This window comes from Leptothermofonsia sp. ETS-13 (genome assembly GCF_049200465.1).
GTDB lineage: Bacteria > Cyanobacteriota > Cyanobacteriia > Leptolyngbyales > Leptolyngbyaceae > Leptothermofonsia.
The window spans coordinates 556,736-574,151 of sequence record NZ_CP120836.1 but is presented as its reverse complement, the minus strand read 5'-3'; the positions used below and the strand labels follow the sequence as shown (position 1 = coordinate 574,151).

15 protein-coding genes are annotated in these 17,416 nt (G+C 51.0%); 8 read left to right on the top strand and 7 right to left on the bottom strand.

Annotated elements, in window-relative coordinates; genetic code table 11:
* Positions 1 to 84 precede the first annotated feature (84 nt).
* Positions 85 to 1,875, top strand: coding sequence for a hypothetical protein (locus P4D80_RS02685; RefSeq protein ID WP_421657311.1), 1,791 nt, complete (start codon positions 85 to 87; stop codon positions 1,873 to 1,875).
* Positions 1,876 to 2,059: 184 nt separating this feature from the next.
* On the opposite strand, the gene P4D80_RS02680 is transcribed toward P4D80_RS02685, so the two are convergent.
* Positions 2,060 to 3,394 (bottom strand): hypothetical protein, encoded by a 1,335-nt coding sequence (locus P4D80_RS02680; protein WP_421657310.1) that lies wholly within the window; start codon positions 3,392 to 3,394, stop codon positions 2,060 to 2,062.
* Positions 3,395 to 3,675: 281 nt separating this feature from the next.
* Here P4D80_RS02680 and P4D80_RS02675 point away from each other — a divergent pair, with 281 nt between their 5' ends.
* Entirely contained in the window at positions 3,676 to 5,031 is a 1,356-nt protein-coding gene (locus P4D80_RS02675; RefSeq protein ID WP_421657309.1) for a cytochrome P450, read from the top strand.
* Positions 5,032 to 5,235: 204 nt separating this feature from the next.
* Here P4D80_RS02675 and P4D80_RS02670 read toward each other — a convergent pair whose 3' ends face one another.
* The 3 genes from P4D80_RS02670 to P4D80_RS02660 all read right to left on the bottom strand — a co-directional run bounded on the left by P4D80_RS02670 (position 5,236) and on the right by P4D80_RS02660 (position 8,875).
* Positions 5,236 to 5,835: a DUF4126 domain-containing protein gene (locus P4D80_RS02670; RefSeq protein ID WP_421657308.1), complete on the bottom strand. Its 600-nt coding sequence runs from the start codon at positions 5,833 to 5,835 to the stop codon at positions 5,236 to 5,238.
* A 289-nt stretch (positions 5,836 to 6,124) separates the two neighbouring features.
* Positions 6,125 to 7,153 carry an isochorismatase gene (locus P4D80_RS02665; RefSeq protein WP_421657307.1) on the bottom strand — a complete coding sequence of 343 codons (1,029 nt, stop codon included), beginning with the start codon at positions 7,151 to 7,153 and terminating at the stop codon, positions 6,125 to 6,127.
* Between the two features lie 108 nt (positions 7,154 to 7,261).
* Positions 7,262 to 8,875 carry a B12-binding domain-containing radical SAM protein gene (locus tag P4D80_RS02660; RefSeq protein ID WP_421657306.1) on the bottom strand — a complete coding sequence of 538 codons (1,614 nt, stop codon included), beginning with the start codon at positions 8,873 to 8,875 and terminating at the stop codon, positions 7,262 to 7,264.
* Between the two features lie 927 nt (positions 8,876 to 9,802).
* Here P4D80_RS02660 and ilvC point away from each other — a divergent pair.
* On the top strand, positions 9,803 to 10,798 hold the full coding sequence (gene ilvC / locus P4D80_RS02655) for a ketol-acid reductoisomerase (RefSeq protein ID WP_421657305.1): 996 nt from the start codon (positions 9,803 to 9,805) through the stop codon (positions 10,796 to 10,798).
* 276 nt (positions 10,799 to 11,074) lie between these two features.
* On the opposite strand, the gene P4D80_RS02650 is transcribed toward ilvC, so the two are convergent.
* Positions 11,075 to 12,445 carry an HlyD family type I secretion periplasmic adaptor subunit gene (locus P4D80_RS02650; protein ID WP_421657304.1) on the bottom strand — a complete coding sequence of 457 codons (1,371 nt, stop codon included), beginning with the start codon at positions 12,443 to 12,445 and terminating at the stop codon, positions 11,075 to 11,077.
* Between the two features lie 339 nt (positions 12,446 to 12,784).
* On the opposite strand from P4D80_RS02650, the gene P4D80_RS02645 reads away from it, so the two are divergent.
* Both P4D80_RS02645 and P4D80_RS02640 read left to right on the top strand, forming a co-directional pair.
* On the top strand, positions 12,785 to 13,099 hold the full coding sequence (locus P4D80_RS02645; protein ID WP_421657303.1) for a hypothetical protein: 315 nt from the start codon (positions 12,785 to 12,787) through the stop codon (positions 13,097 to 13,099).
* Between the two features lie 9 nt (positions 13,100 to 13,108).
* Positions 13,109 to 13,471: a cupin domain-containing protein gene (locus tag P4D80_RS02640; protein ID WP_421657302.1), complete on the top strand. Its 363-nt coding sequence runs from the start codon at positions 13,109 to 13,111 to the stop codon at positions 13,469 to 13,471.
* 148 nt (positions 13,472 to 13,619) lie between these two features.
* Here the strand turns inward: P4D80_RS02640 and P4D80_RS02635 are convergent, their stop codons facing one another.
* On the bottom strand, positions 13,620 to 13,934 hold the full coding sequence (locus tag P4D80_RS02635) for a DUF6679 family protein (protein WP_421657301.1): 315 nt from the start codon (positions 13,932 to 13,934) through the stop codon (positions 13,620 to 13,622).
* A 623-nt stretch (positions 13,935 to 14,557) separates the two neighbouring features.
* Between P4D80_RS02635 and P4D80_RS02630 the strand changes: the two genes are divergently transcribed.
* The 3 genes from P4D80_RS02630 (at position 14,558) to P4D80_RS02620 (ending at position 16,839) form a co-directional block, all read left to right on the top strand.
* A complete protein-coding gene (locus P4D80_RS02630; protein WP_421657300.1) occupies positions 14,558 to 15,304 on the top strand; it encodes a creatininase family protein in 747 nt (248 codons plus the stop codon).
* A gap of 134 nt (positions 15,305 to 15,438) precedes the next feature.
* Positions 15,439 to 16,020: a helix-turn-helix domain-containing protein gene (locus P4D80_RS02625; protein WP_421657299.1), complete on the top strand. Its 582-nt coding sequence runs from the start codon at positions 15,439 to 15,441 to the stop codon at positions 16,018 to 16,020.
* 3 nt (positions 16,021 to 16,023) lie between these two features.
* Positions 16,024 to 16,839, top strand: a complete 816-nt coding sequence (locus tag P4D80_RS02620) for a transposase (RefSeq protein ID WP_421657298.1) — start codon at positions 16,024 to 16,026, stop codon at positions 16,837 to 16,839.
* A gap of 28 nt (positions 16,840 to 16,867) precedes the next feature.
* On the opposite strand, the gene P4D80_RS02615 is transcribed toward P4D80_RS02620, so the two are convergent.
* Positions 16,868 to 17,389, bottom strand: a complete 522-nt coding sequence (locus P4D80_RS02615; RefSeq protein ID WP_421657297.1) for a DUF2141 domain-containing protein — start codon at positions 17,387 to 17,389, stop codon at positions 16,868 to 16,870.
* Positions 17,390 to 17,416 lie beyond the last annotated feature (27 nt).

Below are 17,416 nucleotides of genomic sequence, written 5' to 3'. Positions count from 1 at the left end.
GAAATTCCGGAGGAAGCCCCCCCTCCTGAGCTGGAAGAGGCGACAGCAACTGCCAGGGGCGCAGGAGGGATTTCTGCCTATCCTGTGGAAGGGGTTGCAGAGAATCAGCGCTGGTATATGGGGATTGACCTGGGAAGCGTGGGAATTTCAGCCGCGTTGCTAGACCGGGAGACAAACCAGCAATATCCGATTTTTTGGCAGGGAACCGCGCCAGATGGAACACCTATAACAGTGCTGCGATCGCCGACGATTGTCTATCTTTCGGCTGAACAGTTGAATGGTATCCCCGAAACCCCAATGGCTGTAGGTGAGCTGGCGCTTAAAGTGCGATCGGCTATGGCCGACCATCCTTCATCAGGATTGCTACTTAGCAACCTGCGCCACCTGCTAACGGTTGCAGTTCCATATATTGCCCCGCAGAAGCAAACCTGGGAACCTGTTGTGCAGTGGTCTGATACTCAATCCATCTCTCTGGCCTGGGTGAAGCAATCGGTTACGGCTCTGCTGTCAACCCTGAAACCCGATCCCTTAACCGTTTCGGCTCAGGGTCTATCCTCCGATGAATTGCAGACTGCTCTTTCCAGGCTGGCAGGGGTGATTCTGGGGTGCTCGACGGGTTGGTCAGATGCCTACCGCTTCAACCTGCGAGAGGCCGTGCTATCCGCAGGGCTGGTGACAAAACCTGAACAAATTTTCTTCATTGAGGATGCGATCGCCGCCCTTCTGTCGGAACTGCCAGGTGGAAGTGATCCTATTTCTGCATCAAAACCCGTTGCACCTGCTTCACCTATCCAGAAACCTCAATCGGTTTTCCAGGGAAGCACCTTCATTTTAAGCGCCGGAGCTTTGTTCACGGAATTGTTACTGGTAGACCTGCCGCCCGACCCCCATACCCTAAGCCGAGAAAATCTCTGCCTTCGCAGTACTGCCTACGGAGGAAACGCGGTTGATCAGGACATCATTTGTCAGCTTCTCTACCCCTCGGTGTGGGGCTGGCGAAACCTAGGATCGCCCAATTTGGACTTACCATTGCCGGGGGAACCGGATCTGGCTGCCCGCTATCGGTTTCAACAGCGCCTCCGCAGTAATGATCTGGGGCAGAACCTGCTCAGAATAGCGAAGCAGATAAAACTGGCATTTCAGCGGGAAGAGAGTGTCACCTTTACTCTCCATGAGCGGCAATGGACGATGACTCAGCAAGACTTTCATAGCCGTGTGATGGCTCCTTACATCCAGCTCATCAACCGGGAAATTAACACCCTGCTGACCCAAACCGGAATCGGGGTACAGGCCGTGCGGCAAATTCTCTGCACGGGTGGAACGGCTTCCAATGTGGCGATCGCTCACTGGCTCAAACAAAAATTCCCGAATGCAGCTCTGGGTCAAGACCCCAGTAACTCAATGGCGTTTAGCAGTCGAACCGCTTTTGGCCTGGCAAAACTACCCCTCTACCCCCAGCTTTTAGAAGCCGCCCGCCATCAATACAGCGACTATTTCCTGCTACGAGAACTGTTACAAACGCTGCCCAATGAACCCCTTCCCCTGCGGCATATCTTGCAACTTCTGGAAGCCCAGGGGATCAACACTCAGGCATGCCAGCAGGCCATCTTTAACCTGGTGGAAGGTCAACTCCCAATTGGATTAGTGCCCTCTAAGGCAGATCGTGCCTTGCTGACACCGGAGTCCAGACAAAATCCAGAGTATCAGGTATTGGCTGCATCCCCAATTTTCCTCCGAGAAAGCAATCAGGTTTATCGTCTCAATCCAGACCTGCGCGATTACCTCTGGCAATACCTCTCTGCAATCCTGGATGGCACCCACCAGACTCTAGAAGAGCCGCTGCCGCTCGATTTAGGCGTTCAGGTTGCGATTTGAAGGAATTGGGATCAGGAGTTAGGAGTCAGGAGCCAGGAGTTAAGAGACGGGGATTGGGGACTGGAGGGTGTTCTAGAAACGGGGCTCTGACTCCTCGAAACCCTGATTCCCTCGCCCCCCTTTCCAGGATTGCCACAAAAAATTTGACAAACCCTCCACCCACTCATCCACTCATCCACCCCTCTCACCTGCTAGATCTCAACCTTTTTTCGGCTGATTTCAACATGAACTGGGCGTCGGCATAAACGGTGGTACCTGGTTTTACTTTTTCCAGAGTGCTGACAATTCTTTGCAGCATTCCAACTTGCGCGGGGGTGAGGGATTTGGCGTTGTCAGGAATAGAGGCATAGAGGCTATCTTTCAACCGTTGGGCTTCCTGGTAGGCTTGCACAGACTCTTGCTCTTCATGGGTACGAACACGGATGATGGCGAGATGCTGCTCATAGGTTGCCATCAGGCTTTGCGCTTTGTTGTAATTCGGATCGGTTTCTTTTATCTGTTTCAGGCGATCGCTCGCCATTTCCCAGAGATTCTGAATTTCTCGCCATTTGGCAACATTGTGAGCTGTTCCCTTCTCAAGCTCTTGCGCTCTCCGGGCATATTCCTGAGCAACGGCCATCAGGGTTCCGGTACGGGTAGTGCCTGTTGTCAAGCCGGATACTTGTTGAAAATCTCGTTCGTAGGCTGCCAGTTTGGGCTGAGCCATTCGTCCGGCCAGGGTTTCGGGTGGAAGTTGGCGCATCTGATCGAGACCCTGTTGCCATTGGGCGATCGCAGCGGATTTCCTGGCCGGGTCAGCCGCCTGCTGGTACTGCTGTTTCGCTGTCACAAGGATTTGTTCAGCCTGGTTAAGTTGGTTCTGGGCATTGGTTTCCTGAAATAACCGGGCTTCCATGCGTCCAATCCGTTTGCGGGCACTCTGGAACTCATCCAGCGTAAATCTCCAATAGCACCGGAACCAGCTACAGTAGAAGCTTGGGTAGTAGCCCAAAAACCATACAGGCAGGGCATCGAGGCTTTTTTGTGCTCCTTTGACCTTCTCGGCTCCAAGCTCCAGGTCGGCGGGACTGGTAGCCCGGTTCACCAACTGGTCTGCCTGCTCGGTCAGGGTAATGGCCTTGCGGTAGTGGTTATCCATGCTGATATAGCTGGGCAGCAGAACAAAAGGAATCGTCCGCGCAACGGGGTAGCGAATCATAGGAAATGGTAGATTCAAAAACCAGATGGTACCAGCCGTTCCAGCGATCGCGATCGCGCCAAGCTTCAACAGGCTCCAGGCTGGAGAAGCTGGACGGTTGGCGCGAGCCGCTGCCTTCAACACCTTTTCGCTGAAGTCAGGAAACAAGTCATCTACCGTATCACGAAGTTCTTCAAACGTGAGGGGAGTTCCCTGCTGGTTGCGTAGTTTCTCCCATCGCTTAAGGGCAATTTCCCGCTGAACCTGAACCGCAAAGTCATTGCCGTATTTCAAAACTTCGGCTTTTAAGATTTCAAATGCGCGTTTGTTAAGTCGATACATTGTTTGTGGGTTAGTCGCAAACCTGGGTAGCAGAGAGTTCAAAATGCTAAGTGAAAAAGTGGAAAAGCCTTACAGTCAGCCGTTTTTAAGCTTCCAATTTCTCACTCATGTCTATTCCTTAGTATGCCCCAGTCGTTTTCGTAGACAACTGAATAGATACAGAGAGAGGAATTGTTTCTCCGGAGCGATCGCCCCCACCCTGTTAAATTGCTTAATTTTTATTCATAATCCTGAAAGGACAGTTTTTATCCTGAAAGGACAGTTTTTTGAGTACGGCACCTATGGCTTCCCTTCCTCCCGGCAATATGGGATTTCCTTTGATTGGGGAAACCCTGCAACTGCTGTTTGATCCCAACTTTGCGATTAAGCGATTCCAGAAATACGGTCCCATTTTCAAGACTCGAATTTTGGGTAAACGGGCTGTATTTATGTCGGGACCAGAAGCCGCAGAGTTTATCCTTTCCAGCCACATGGACTGCTTCACCTGGCGAGATGGCTGGCCCGAAACCTTCAAAGTTCTTTTGGGACAGTCCCTTTTTGTTCAGGAAGGAGACGAACATCGTCGCAACCGTAAGTTGATGATGCCAGCCTTTCACGGTCCGGCTCTGGCACGATATGTTGCCACCATGACCACCATTACCGAAAGCTACCTGAAGCGATGGGAAGAAAAGCGCGAATTTATCTGGTATAGCGAGTTCAAACAGTTGACCTTTGATATTGCCAGCCAGATCTTTTTGGGCAGCCATCCGGGTGAAGATACGGCTCGCCTGAGTCAGTTATTTACAACGTTGACCAACGGATTGTTTGGGTTGGGTTTGAGGAAGGCGATCGCCGCCCGCAATGAAATTCTCGATCACCTCACTCAGGTCATCCGCGATCGCCAGACAAGACCTACCAACGATGCACTCAGTCTCCTCATCCAGGCGCGAGACGAAAACGGTGACTCCCTCTCCCTGGAAGAGATTCGTGCCCAGGCAATGCTGCTCCTCTTCGCCGGGCACGAGACAACGACTGCCATGCTTACCTGGATCTGCTTGGAACTCGCCCGTCATCCAGAGATGCTTGAACGAGCGCGAATTGAGCAGTCTCGGCTCCTTCAACAAACCATAACGCCGATGCAAACAGGGCGAACCCAAAATATTATCCCGACCTCAGTCTCCCCTACCCGTCCATGTCTCACCCTCGAACAATTGGGCAACATGCCCTATCTGGAGCAAATTTTGAGTGAAACGGAGCGCCTCCACCCTCCCGTGGCAGGTGGGTTTCGTGGGGCTGTTAAACCCTTCGAGTTCCGGGGTTATCAAATTCCCGCTGGCTGGTTAGTGCAATATTCCATTTTGCAAACGCAGCGATCGCCTGAAGTCTACACCCATCCAGAGCAATTTGACCCGGATCGCTTCAGTCCCGAACGGCAAGAATCCAAACAGACCCCATTTAGCCTGATTGGCTTTGGTGGCGGTCCCCGGATCTGTCTTGGGATCGCTTTTGCCAAACTTGAAATGAAGGTTGTAATGGCCTATCTGCTGCGAGACTATGTCTGGGAACTGTTACCCGCTCAAAGCCTGGAGCCAGTCATTGTTCCAACCAGACGTCCCAAGGATGGCTTGAAAGTGAGGTTCGGACGTAGACCGATATAACCATAGCCATTGGGTTTAGAACGGGTTGCAGGGGTGAAAACCCCACCCCCCCTTAAATCCAGTGTCCTAAGCAATCTGGCGACAGCTACAGCTTTACGTGGATGCGTTAGGACATTGGAATTAGAGAGGGAGTGGGGGCTTCGCCCCCAGCCAGGGGTGGAACCCCTGCACCCCGTCCTAACCATAAGGACTACCGCTATATTACTAATCCGGATCTCGCTTATACTTCCGTGGATTTCCCCTCTGTCCAGGCACAGCCTGCGCCTGATACCAGCGGTGCCATTCCTTAGAACTGCGAATGGCTAGCCAGAGTAGCAATAGAGCAATCAATCCACCCTGCCGGGGAGCATCCAGCGCAAACAAAACGAGCAAAACACAGAGCGTATCCTGGGCAAAGATCACCCACAGGGGAATGTTGTTGCTCAGACGATAAGACCAGCCCACTTGCACCAGTTGCAGCACCAATGCCAGTAAGCCACCCACTCCTCCCAGCAACCCAACCAGCCAGCGAGGAGCCCCCATTGCCTGGGCAACCGCCATTCCCAAAATAGCCCCTACCAGAGGGCTGAAGGCAAGCTGGACAAGCAGCAACACTCGCCGCCCCAACCGATCCTTGGACAAAACTACCTCTACCAAAGACCAGCTAACCAATACACCCAGGAGTACAGGTGGAGCAATGCGAGAAAGAAGTGGCACCTTTGACCAGAGATTGCCGCCATACAGTAACCCAATAACCAGCAGAGGCAAAGCAATTCTCATCCCCGCAGCAGCGGAAGCAGAGAGCGCAGCCAGAAGTTCAATCATAGAAATTGTCTATTGAGATTCGCACCCTTTGCTGCCAGGATAGGTGAATCCTTTGAACAAATCCTCAACTTCTTACACAGTTTTAGCTAAGAAGTTGGGGATCTGGCCTGGTTTGAGTAGCCCCCCAACCTCTTGCACTGTTTCAGCCCAGCGATCGCCGCTTAGCCAAAAGTCGGAGCTCTCAGTTGGTCACCTTTCAAGTTGGCGTTGCTGAATTTGGGTATGAAATAGGTGCTGTATGCTCGAAACTTCGTTTCGATTCATACTGCTTTTCAGCAACGCCTTCAAGTTAGATAAAATCATCCGTTGATCTCACAATATGCATCCCGGCATCGGCGAACTGCTGGAATGCAACCTCAGCCTGTTCAGTAAAGTCAATCACACCGGGCACCACCACTGGGGAAGTGCAATCTTCTAGCAAATAAACCTTCCGTGCCAGGTTGGGATCGACCATCTGAATCTCGGTCAACAGGTCATCAATAGTCCAGGCGACACAATGGCTCTTAGCTTGACCCGCAATAATTACCTTGTCAAAGTTCAGTACTTCTTGAATCAGCACCGTATTTTTTTGGGCGATCGCCCCCCCCTCAGCCCCATCCAGCACCTCAGGACGCAGCACCGAATAGTTTTCAGTCAAAGGATTGCTCCCCTTGATCTCAAAGTTTGTCTGGCTGCTGCGAGCAATGCAGTGAAAAAACATGGCTTCTTCAACCGCAGAGACCAGCGCATGACCAATGCCCCCTAACATCGAGTGATAAGGCCAGATCGTCAGGGGATATTTGCCATCCTCAGTTAGGCGGCGGGTGTAGTGCAAAGCGTGACGTTCGAGGGCAGAATAGTTACCCTGGGTCAGACTATAAGCAATATTTGGATTCACCTTCCATACCCCCTGCTGCACGTCTTCCAGGGTAATCATGGTGGCAGCCGGAGTCGGATGGTCTCCAGCCTCATTCACCCAAAAAATGGGGTGAAAAATCTGCATGGCTGTGTGAGTATCCATAGTTGGGATGATCTCGGTAATTTCCCCCAGATTGCGGTAAATAAACTCGCACAGGCGCACATTATCCTCTACAGCTCCCATTCCCGACCGACCACCCACAAAGAGTTCAAAGTCGGGAATGCAAAAGGTATTCTGTACATCAATGGCCAGCAAACAGATGCGCTCCCTATCCTCCGCGGCAGGTGGAATATGATACTGCGCTGCCCAGGCTTCGGCCTCGGCGGCCCTTTGCTGATAGGGCACCCGCCATACCTCACCAACCCTGGCAGGATCGAAGTGAGATGGAATGGGTAGCCGCTGGGTAGTGTGCGTCTTCATGATTCACCTCCATCAAGAGGGGGACAGAAAATCAGCCAACCCCTTGAATCAGAGCATAGCTTGAATCCTCAAAGAATAGAACTTCTGCCACCACTACGGGCAATGTCCCTATTTCAAAGCGACTTCAGGTGATCTTTCCAGTTCAGCAACCGAAGAGTCTCTGTCGTCAGCAACTTCCTTGCCCAGTTCTTCCAACCTTTGCTGCTTCAGTAGCTCCAATTGGTGGCGGAGTTGTTTCCTGACAATGTAGCGATAGCTGAAGAAGTGTTCGCCGATCGCCAGTGTTGCCAGATACTCTTCTACCAGGTTGGGTTTTAACAGCGCGATAATGAGCAAATTCCACCAGAAGCGAAAACGGGTGGAACGCTTGACACCCTGCCGCCACATGATGGCTCTAAACGCCCGCCATTGCTCTTGATCCAGTTTACGATCAGACTTGCCCCGCCAGCCGTTCATCATCATGAAATGGCGGAACGTGCGGTCCAAATAGGTGACTGGATCGTAGATTTCCCAGAATGCTTCAATGTATTCCTCGGTGATTTCTTCCACCGGACGGGTTGGCACAAAGTTCATAATCGCTCCCTGGTGGAAGGTTGCGAGACCTTCGATCAGCCGCCCTTCCCGCTTCAGGCGGTTCCACATGGCCGTATTTTGTAAGGCCTGCAACATGCTGAACTGTCCCTGGGGGATCCCCGTTTCCATAATGAAGTCTTTAATGCGTTGTCCGGCACCGGGGCGCTCATTGTCGAAGCCCATAATAAAGCCCGACATGATCTGCAATCCCATGCGGGTGATTTTGTGGCAGGAATCAATCAGGGACTGACGGGTATTTTGTACTTTGTTGATTCCAATCAAACTATCGGTATCCGGTGTTTCAATCCCCATGAAGACCAGAACAAACCCGGCTTTCACCATCAGTTCAATCAGTTCATCATCTTCGGCCAGGTTAAGGGAAGCTTCTGTAATCAGTTTGAAGGGATATTTGTGCTGTTCCATCCAGGGGATCAATTCTCGCAGGAAGACTTTGGCATTGCGCTTGTTGCCAATGAAGTTGTCATCCACCACAAAGATGTAGCGTCGCCAGCCCAGGTTGTAAAGAGTTTCAAACTCCTTCAACATTTGCTCTGGTGTTTTAGTGCGAGGCTTGCGACCGTAAAGGTTAATAATGTCGCAAAACTCGCACTGGAAAGGACAGCCGCGGGAGAATTGAACCGTCACAGCCAGATAGGCGTTGAGGTCAAGCAGGTCATAACGAGCGATCGGTATTTGGGTGACATCGGGCTTTTCGGGCGATCGAAAAATACCAGTTTCTTCGCCGCGCTCCAATGCCTCCAAAAACAGAGGAATGGTGCATTCACCCTCATCCAGAATTAGATAGTGCGCTCCTGCTTCCAGAGCCGCCTCTGGATAAGAGGTGGGGTAGGGACCACCTACAGCAACTTTTTTACCCAGCGACAGCCCTTTATGGATCAAATCCCGGAAGTCTAGTTTTTGAATAATCATTGAGGAAATGATGACCAAATCGCACCATTCCCAATCCTCATCGGTTTCAAACCGAATGTTCCGGTCTACAAGGCGAAGTTCCCAGTGGGGTGGGAGGAGTGCTGCAACAGTAATCAGACCCAGAGGTGGATTTGTGGAGCGTAAACCCGCCAGATCCAGCGTCTCCTGGTAGGACCAGAAGGAGTTGGGCATCACAGGCCAGAGCAGCAAAGCTTTCATAAGCGACTCCTCAAATTAAGGATTGTTATTGCTTTCCGGTGAGGTGAACTACATTTAACGCAATGAAGATCGTTTCACATTACCAATAAGGATTAGAAAGACTAAATTTGAGCTTTCCTTCCAAGGTTTGTAAATTTCTTTAGAAGAAGTTCATTGCAGTCTACAACATATGAAGGGTGGGGCAGGAACAGAACTTAACCTTTCGTAAGCTAGAACTTCCGGGTTCTTTGCTTTGCAATTATTGGGGAAGTACCCGGTATCAGGTTTCATTTCCTTTGAAGTCCTGTATCACCTGTTCAACCTGATTGGCATGTTGTGTATGCCCCAAGATTGGAAGGATTGGGGAAACCCTTAAAGTTTAAACTTAGGGAAAAGGGGGAAGACCAGGTCTATTATTACCAGGTCCATTATTAATCGTTAGGGAATCAGACAAAATTGCGGTAAGGATGTTTAACATAGCAATAATGGTTTGATGTTTAAGAGATGGGATTGCGATCGCTACAAATCCTTCAAACTCTTTGACGTCATAACTTTGACGTCATAACCTGTGTTTCTCACAGAAGAAGCCGCTCAAGAAACAGTCCCTCAGATTATAAAAATGTTCAGTCTAGCCAGGTTGTAAGCTTCCATCCCCCTCCCTACTAGACACTGTCCTGATGAAAATTGACAAATCTCTACCTTCCTGGGTTGTGGCAGAAACCCCCTTACGCAGGTCAGGCAAGGCCCACCCTACCTAGGTTTAAGCTGTCCTGGTAAAAATTGGCTGTCCTGGTAAAAATTGAGAAATCTGTATCTTCCTGGGTAATGGAAGTTCCCCTGAAAGTGGAAAAAGCAAAAAACTAAAATCTCTCCAGGAACGGGGGATTTTACTTCTGGTATCATGAAGAGTTCGCACGGACTTCACGCTTGCTAAGGAGAAACCCAATCATGGCTCGGATGTATTATGACGCAGATGCCAATCTAGATTTGCTTGCCGGAAAGACGATCGCCATCATCGGCTACGGTTCTCAGGGGCACGCTCACGCCCTTAACTTGAAGGATAGTGGCATGAACGTGATCGTCGGTCTGTATCCGGGTAGCAAGTCGGCAATTAAGGCGAAGGAGTCCGGGCTGACCGTACATAGTGTGAACGATGCGGCAAAACTGGCAGATTTCATCATGATTCTGCTGCCCGATGAAGTGCAAAAAACGGTGTACAAAAATGAGATTGAACCTCATTTAACTGAGGGTAAAACGCTGGCATTTGCCCATGGCTTTAATATTCATTTCGCCCAGATCGTGCCGCCCAACACTATTGATGTGGTGATGGTGGCCCCGAAAGGACCAGGACATCTGGTTCGCCGTACCTACGAACAGGGGGAAGGGGTTCCCGCTTTGTTTGCAGTGTTTCAAGACGCAACAGGGCAAGCCCGCGATCTCGCCATGGCCTACGCCAAAGGTATTGGCGGCACCCGTGCCGGAATCCTGGAAACCACTTTTCGGGAAGAGACCGAAACGGACCTGTTTGGCGAACAGGTTGTCCTCTGTGGCGGCTTGACGGCCCTCATTAAGGCTGGATTTGAAACCCTGGTAGAAGCGGGTTACCAACCCGAACTGGCTTACTTCGAGTGCCTGCACGAAGTGAAGCTTATCGTTGACCTGATTGTGGAAGGCGGACTTGCCAAAATGCGTGACAGCATTTCCAATACGGCAGAATACGGCGACCTCACCCGCGGTCCTCGGATTGTCACCGACCAGACCCGCGTTGAGATGAAGAAAATTCTGCATGAAATTCAAACTGGACAATTTGCCCGCGAATTTGTGCTAGAGAACCAGGCAGGCAAGCCCGGATTCACCGCTATGCGTCGCCGTGAAGCCGAACATCCCATTGAAGAAGTGGGCAAGGACCTGCGGGCCATGTTTAGCTGGCTTAAAAAAGCCTGAACAATTTGCAGCCATTGAGGTGTCGGACAACTAAACGGCAGCAGGCTGTGGGTGGATGAGTGACTGAAGATGGAGGATTCGGATATCCCCTATCATGCTATTTACTCATCTACTCTAACTTCATCTAATTCCTCATAAGAAGATGGAATCAGGCTTTGCCTCCAGGCAAGGAGTTCTACTCCTCCACCCCCGAATCTATTCTTCAATTTACTATTTTTCAGTCTAATTTTGTCCAGTTACTCATCTGTTACATGCTACCAATAACAACCCAACACCCTACCTCACAGAGAATGCCTCGCTGAAGCGGCGAGTAACAGGTTCAATCAGGAATGTGAGGATGGACTTCTGGCGGGTAACAATTTCGGCGGTGGCTGCCATACCAGGTGTGAGTTCAACTTCTTTACCTCGAACGTTGATCGCTTGCTTATTTAGCTGGATTCTGACAGGAAATACAAGACCTACATCTTTTTCAAGAATGGCGTTGGGACTTACTTTTTCCACCACTCCATCCACAATGCCAAATTCTTGATAGGGGAATGTCGCCAGCTTCACCTTCGCTCGCATTCCTTCACGGATAAAGCCAATATCCCGATTCAGCACTTTAGTATCCAGTACAAGCCGTTCTCCTTTAGGCAGCATGGAAAGTAGCTCTTCCCCAGACTGCACAGGTCCTCTGGTTGCTTTAATATTGTAGACTGTACCATCAAAGGGCGCTTCAAGGATTTCCTTGTCACGCTGTTTTTTAGCTGACGCCAGTTTACCTGTAATATCGGTCAGTTCTTCCCTCCGCTTCGCCAGTTGAGTCAGAATTTCACTCTGGCGCTGGGAACCTAATCCAGTGGCAGTGCTTTTGGCTCCTTGAAAAGCCTCTTCAGCCTGAGCAACTCGCTCACGCTGGGCATCGATTTCCTTTTCAATTGAGACTACTCTGTCTCGCGCGTTGATCACTTCATCCTGAGCCCGAATGTAGTCTAACTGGGGCACTGCACCGCTGCCCTTGAGGCTGCTAAGTGCCTGCTCCCGCGTTTGGGCATTCTTGAGGCTGTCCCTGGCGGACACCAGATTCTCCTGTAGGCGGGAAAGGCGGGCGATCGCTTCCTGGCGAGTTGCATACTGGCGCTCCACTTCAGCATTTGCAGTTGCCTGCTTCGTGTCAAACTCTCTCAGGCGAGCTTCCAGGAGCTGATCCTGGAGAGGAGCGCCAGTTTTATGTTCACCCCGACTTTCGGCTTCCAGACGGGCAATGTCCTGACGAATGAGTTCTGCTGATTTCTCCAGTCGGTCTACATCGGTCTGGGTTAGCTCAGAATCCATTTCCAGCAACACGGTACCCTTACTGACGTTCTCACCTTCCTTGACGTTGATTTTTTTAATGCTGCCATTGCTGGATGCCCGGAATGGACGGACTTCTGCCGAAGCAACAACCTGGCCATTGGCTGGAGCAACCTCATCTACCTGACTGAGCGCTGCCCAGGCGATCGTCCCAAATACCAGGGCACTAATACTTCCGGCCAGGAGGCGCGTGTAGAGGGGTGGCAACTCTTGAACCGCTTTACCCAATTCGTAGGAAAGCGACTCCTCCGGGTTTGCCAGCCTTTGTTTGACCTGGCGTGATTGAGCAGGAGTGGAGGATATGGAAACTCGCATCGAGGATAAGACCTCCCAATTCTAGCGGCGGGGCAAAAGTTTAGACTCTTTCACTATAGTGCCCGAATCGCACTATCGCTCCCCAGACTGAGGAAAGAGTCATTCATCGGAGTGGGGCTTAAAAGTTGATCAGTTGCTAAGCTGAATCTAAGCCCTGTATAACCTAATTAAGCGGGTATCAACTACTAAATAAATTGCCGAATCTATTGAAGAGTTCGGAGTTGTATTGCACAGATTTTATATTTCTTAGCAATTCTTAGGCTTTTTACCAAAGCGCTGAGTTCCTTCCAGGATTAACACTGAATATTGATCATTCCCTTTTCACTTCTTTGACTCGCCGTGTTTCAACTGTTGCAACTTCTGATTCATACCATCCAACTATTACTGGTTCCGATTTGTTTTGTCAGCGCCTGGGTAATCGTATTTCTGATTGGTTGGAGTCTCTGGGCAGCAACCCGTGATACCGTTGCCCGTTCTCGCCAGATGCACCAAATTCCCTGCTCCGAGTGTCGTTTTTTCACTAGCGACTATCATTTGAAATGTACGGTTCATCCCTCTACAGCGTTGACTGAGGCCGCAATCAACTGTCCCGATTTTGAGTCAGGGAAACGACAACCCTTGATGCCAGAAATGCAGGAAAGTATTCATCGATAAATTGTGTCTATGCTAATCCGAAAACTGAGTGCCTGCGAAGAATTTGTCGCAGGAGATGGTACTTTACTGCGAGAACTCCTGCATCCTGATAAGCAGCCATTGGAATTGCGTTATAGCTTAGCCCATGCGATCGTGCCAGTTGGGCAGACCTCCATTCCCCATTCCTTAAAAACCACTGAGGTTTACTACATCCTCAGTGGCACAGGTGAAATGCATATCAATGAAGAAACTTATCCGGTTGAACCGGGGGATGCTATCTACATTCCACCTGACGCCAGGCAGTACATCGAAAATAAGGGCACAGAGCCACTTGTCTTCATATGTATTGTTGACCCTGCCTGGCGTCAAGAAGACGAAACCGTTTACGCCTAAGTGTTTTTGGAACCCCGTACCGAATTTGGCTGGCAAACTACCAGTACTTTAAAACTTTCACCGAAAGACGAATAGGGCTCACCTTAAACCGGGCAGGATGGGCAATGCCCACCCTACATTCCTACATCAGAGGTCTGCGGATAGTCGCTTAGTCCCCGGTAGAGTCGGGAAAACGATTGTTTGGAATTTGTTCAGCTTCTGGGCAATCGTCAGACACAACAGGTTCTGCATTTCCTCGGGGAACAGAGGCCAGTTTTTGAGTCACAGCCCCAATACTTTCCAAACGAACCATTTCCTCCCAGGAACTAATTTCATCGTCTTCTTCCATTTCGTAGCGCAGAGTAACCAGGTCTCCTTCAATCTCAAGGATTCGTGCCCGCTCTATCCAGCGCTGTTGGTCCCGCAAGAAGATCCAGACTTCGCGACCGTCGCAGCACAGTTGATAGATCTTGCGGTGTAGCATGGTTGCTTCTCCTGAGCAATAAAATTGGTCAAATACTTCATGTGACACCCCGATAGGTATCGCTTCTTAAACCTTCAGTCAGCGTTGAAATCTTAGACCCATCGATAAAAGAATAGAAATCCCTATCTAAGCCCATGACCATCCCCTGGCTCAGCCTGAAAAAGGTCTTCAGATACAACTGGCTTTATAGTAGACCAAGAGCAAAACTCGTAAACCTTGCCTTGAGTCAATGGGTCAACCGCTATAGAAGACTTCTTTTGCGAAAAAACAACGGCTGCTGAGGTCATTATTCAGACAATATTCAGACAATGCGAAAAAGGGCAGTGTGAAACTCACTCAGAGCGGATAATGGTCAGGTGATTTTAGAGAAAAATGTTTTGGCTCAGAGGCTAGACAGATCAAGAGCGATCTGTGGAAAGAATATAGTTTAAAGCCATCTGTAAGATCAGCCATCGTGCTTGGTGTTCTCCCTTTTCTGCAACTGCAACGGGCTGGGCTAATTCTGCATCTGAAAATATGCGTTCTTAAGTATCGGATTGTACCAACTATTCTAGCGATTGTTAAGCGCAGTTAGGGTGAGTATTGCGAAGATGATGTGAAATTCAGAATTGGAGGGGACTGGAATGTTATTGCATTTGAGCACCTGGCTTGAGGTAGAAGCTTATCTGGAGCAATCCAGGGGAATCATTTTTCCGATCGGTTCAACGGAGCAGCATGGGCCAACAGGGCTAATTGGGACGGATGCGATTTGCGCGGAGGCGATCGCCCGCGCGGTGGGAGACACGACTCAGGCACTGGTGGGTCCTACGATCAATGTGGGAATGGCCCTACACCACACGGCATTTCCCGGCAGCATCAGCCTGCGACCCAGTACCCTGATTCTGGTTATCCGGGATTACATTACGAGCCTGGCACGGGCAGGCTTCACCCGGTTTTTCTTCATTAACGGGCATGGAGGCAATGTAGCCACGTTGAAGGCTGCCTTTTCGGAGGTTTATGCTACGCTGGCTGACCTGAATCTACCCAGGGCTGACCAGGTACGATGTCAGGTTAATAACTGGTATATGGGGAGCTCTGTGTACAAGCTGGCAAAAGAGCTTTATGGCGATCAGGAAGGCTCCCATGCCACACCCAGCGAAGTTGCTGTGACTCAATACGTCTATCCAGAAGCAATCAAGCAGGCGACCTTAAGCCCAGAGGTTTCTAAAGACCACCGCATCTACACTGCGACGGATTTTCGCCGCCGCTACCCGGATGGGCGGATGGGGTCCAATCCCGCATTAGCCACCCCAGAACACGGTAAGCAGTTCTATGAACTCGCAGTGAAAGAGTTGAGCAGTTCCTACCTGGAATTCCTCAACGCAGAATAAGTGACGGGTGTGTGCTAAACCAGTGGTTAGGGACTCGCCGAGAAATAACATCCCACTTTCATCCACCCATCCACCCCGTTCAACTTGGGATTTTATTTGTACGCTGATCCCTTAACTCTCTGTAGGGACACTCCGTGGAACGTCTCTACTATAGCTGTCGCCAGGTTGCTCAGGAAATTAGCTTTGAAGGGGGTGTAGGGGCTTCGCTCCCAGCCAGGGGTGGAACCTCTGCACCCTGTCCTAAGCCTGGTGGCTATAGCTATAGTGTTGCAAACACTAGTACCGCGCGGCGGAAATGGGCATATCCTGAAGGAGTCGGTGTTGGAGAATTGAGTCTGATGCCTGGTCCTGCCCTTCCCGCCCTGATTGTGAGTGAATCCGAGCGTCGCGAACTAGAGCAGTTGGTGAAGCGACCGAGTACACCCCAACAACTGGCATTGCGAGCGCAGATCATTCTGCGTGCCAGCCAGGGAGACAGCCAAGGTCAGATTGCTCGAGAGCTCGGCATCGGGGAGCAGATGAGTCGCTGTTGGCGGCGCTGCTGGCAAGCGCTACAGACCTGTGAGTTGCCAGTGTCGGAGCGCTTAGCCGATGCCCCCCGTCCCGGTGCCCCCGCCACGTTTACCTTGGAGCAAATCACTCAACTCTATGCCCTCGCATGTACCCCGCCCGAGCACTCTGGACGCCCCATCAGTCACTGGACCCTCCAGAGTTAGCCGATGAACTGGTCAAACAAGCGCCTTGTGGCGCGGATCAGTGGTCGCCCTGTCAGGCGTTTGTTAGCCGAAGCCGAACTGAAACCGTACCAGAGTCCCTACTGGCTTCATCCCCCGACCCGGACTTTGCCACCAAAGTCCAAGACATCTGCCAGGTCTACGAATGCGGCTGCGCGGGCCGAACGTGGGGAGATGACCTACAGTCTTGATGAAATGACGGGCATCCAAGCCTTGGAGCGCGTGATGCCGGATATTGAGATGAAACCCGGACGCTGTGTGCGGGTGGAATTTGAGTACCAGCGTCATGGCACCCAAAGCCTGATTGCCACCTTGAATGTCGCCACTGGACGCATTGACCAGGCGACTGTGGGCGACACCCGAACCGAGCAAGATTTAGCGGCTCATCTCGACGCCCTACTCGCCCAAGTCACCGATGCCCCTAAAATTCATCTGGTCATGGACTGTCTCAACACCCACCAATCGGTAGCTCTGGTGCCACTGGCGGTCGCCCTGGAACCCGAACCACCGCCGTTAGGGTGCAAAGGCAAATCCGGCATCCTGAAATCGATGGCCACCCGGGCTGCTTTCTTGAGCAATCCACAGCACCGCCTGGTCATATATTTCACCCCAAAGCATTGCTCCTGGCTCAACCCAATCCAAATCTGGTTCTCCATTCTCAGGCGCAAGTGGCTGCGACGGGCCAGTTTCACTAGTCAAGCTCAGCTCAGCGCCAAGATTCTTGACTTCATCGACTACTTCAATCGCACCATGGCCAAACCTTTCAAGTGGAACTATACGGGCAAGCCTCTGACCTCATGACAGCTATGTGTTGTTATGCCGCTGGGTACTAGTTTCCATACCGCATCCGGATCCTGACGTTGGTATTAGAACCTGCCAGCAAGAAGGTGGCTTCTCCATATTTAGGAGGACCTGTGCGGGAATAGACCGGGTTATTGGAAAATCCGTAGCCTTCGGTCGGCATTCCCAGAGAGTTGCGATTGAGCTTGCCATCGCCATTAGAATCATGGAAAACCGCTACCGCGTAGTTACCGGAGGGGAGGTTATTGAAGGTGAAAGTCATCGGATTGTCTGTGATTTTGCTGCACTGACGCCTGGCACCACTGGTACTGCCTTCAGGGAAGCCTTGACTACGGGAGAACAATCGGATACAGAGCTGCCCCCGTTGGTTGCGGATGCCGTCAACCTGAACGGTCAGGTTTCCTTTGAAGGCGGCTTCTACGCTGTGTGTAAAGGGGAAAGCCGCCAAGAATGCCAGCAAAACTCCACCCGTTCTGAAATATCCCTGCATACCAGTGCCCAACTCATAGTGATTGTTGAATTTGGAATGATGGTGACCAGCGTCGCTCATCTTCACCTTTTGAGGTTTCCCCCCTCG

Excerpts from the sequence above, each read along its gene's own strand:
- P4D80_RS02680 (WP_421657310.1), bottom strand. The coding sequence starts at position 3,394 with ATGTATCGACTTAACAAACGCGCATTTGAAATCTTAAAAGCCGAAGTT.
- P4D80_RS02675 (WP_421657309.1), top strand. The coding sequence starts at position 3,676 with ATGGCTTCCCTTCCTCCCGGCAATATGGGATTTCCTTTGATTGGGGAA.
- P4D80_RS02670 (WP_421657308.1), bottom strand. The coding sequence starts at position 5,835 with ATGATTGAACTTCTGGCTGCGCTCTCTGCTTCCGCTGCTGCGGGGATG.
- P4D80_RS02665 (WP_421657307.1), bottom strand. The coding sequence starts at position 7,153 with ATGAAGACGCACACTACCCAGCGGCTACCCATTCCATCTCACTTCGAT.
- P4D80_RS02660 (WP_421657306.1), bottom strand. The coding sequence starts at position 8,875 with ATGAAAGCTTTGCTGCTCTGGCCTGTGATGCCCAACTCCTTCTGGTCC.
- ilvC (WP_421657305.1), top strand. The coding sequence starts at position 9,803 with ATGGCTCGGATGTATTATGACGCAGATGCCAATCTAGATTTGCTTGCC.
- P4D80_RS02650 (WP_421657304.1), bottom strand. The coding sequence starts at position 12,445 with ATGCGAGTTTCCATATCCTCCACTCCTGCTCAATCACGCCAGGTCAAA.
- P4D80_RS02640 (WP_421657302.1), top strand. The coding sequence starts at position 13,109 with ATGCTAATCCGAAAACTGAGTGCCTGCGAAGAATTTGTCGCAGGAGAT.
- P4D80_RS02635 (WP_421657301.1), bottom strand. The coding sequence starts at position 13,934 with ATGCTACACCGCAAGATCTATCAACTGTGCTGCGACGGTCGCGAAGTC.
- P4D80_RS02630 (WP_421657300.1), top strand. The coding sequence starts at position 14,558 with ATGTTATTGCATTTGAGCACCTGGCTTGAGGTAGAAGCTTATCTGGAG.
- P4D80_RS02620 (WP_421657298.1), top strand. The coding sequence starts at position 16,024 with ATGAACTGGTCAAACAAGCGCCTTGTGGCGCGGATCAGTGGTCGCCCT.
- P4D80_RS02615 (WP_421657297.1), bottom strand. The coding sequence starts at position 17,389 with ATGAGCGACGCTGGTCACCATCATTCCAAATTCAACAATCACTATGAG.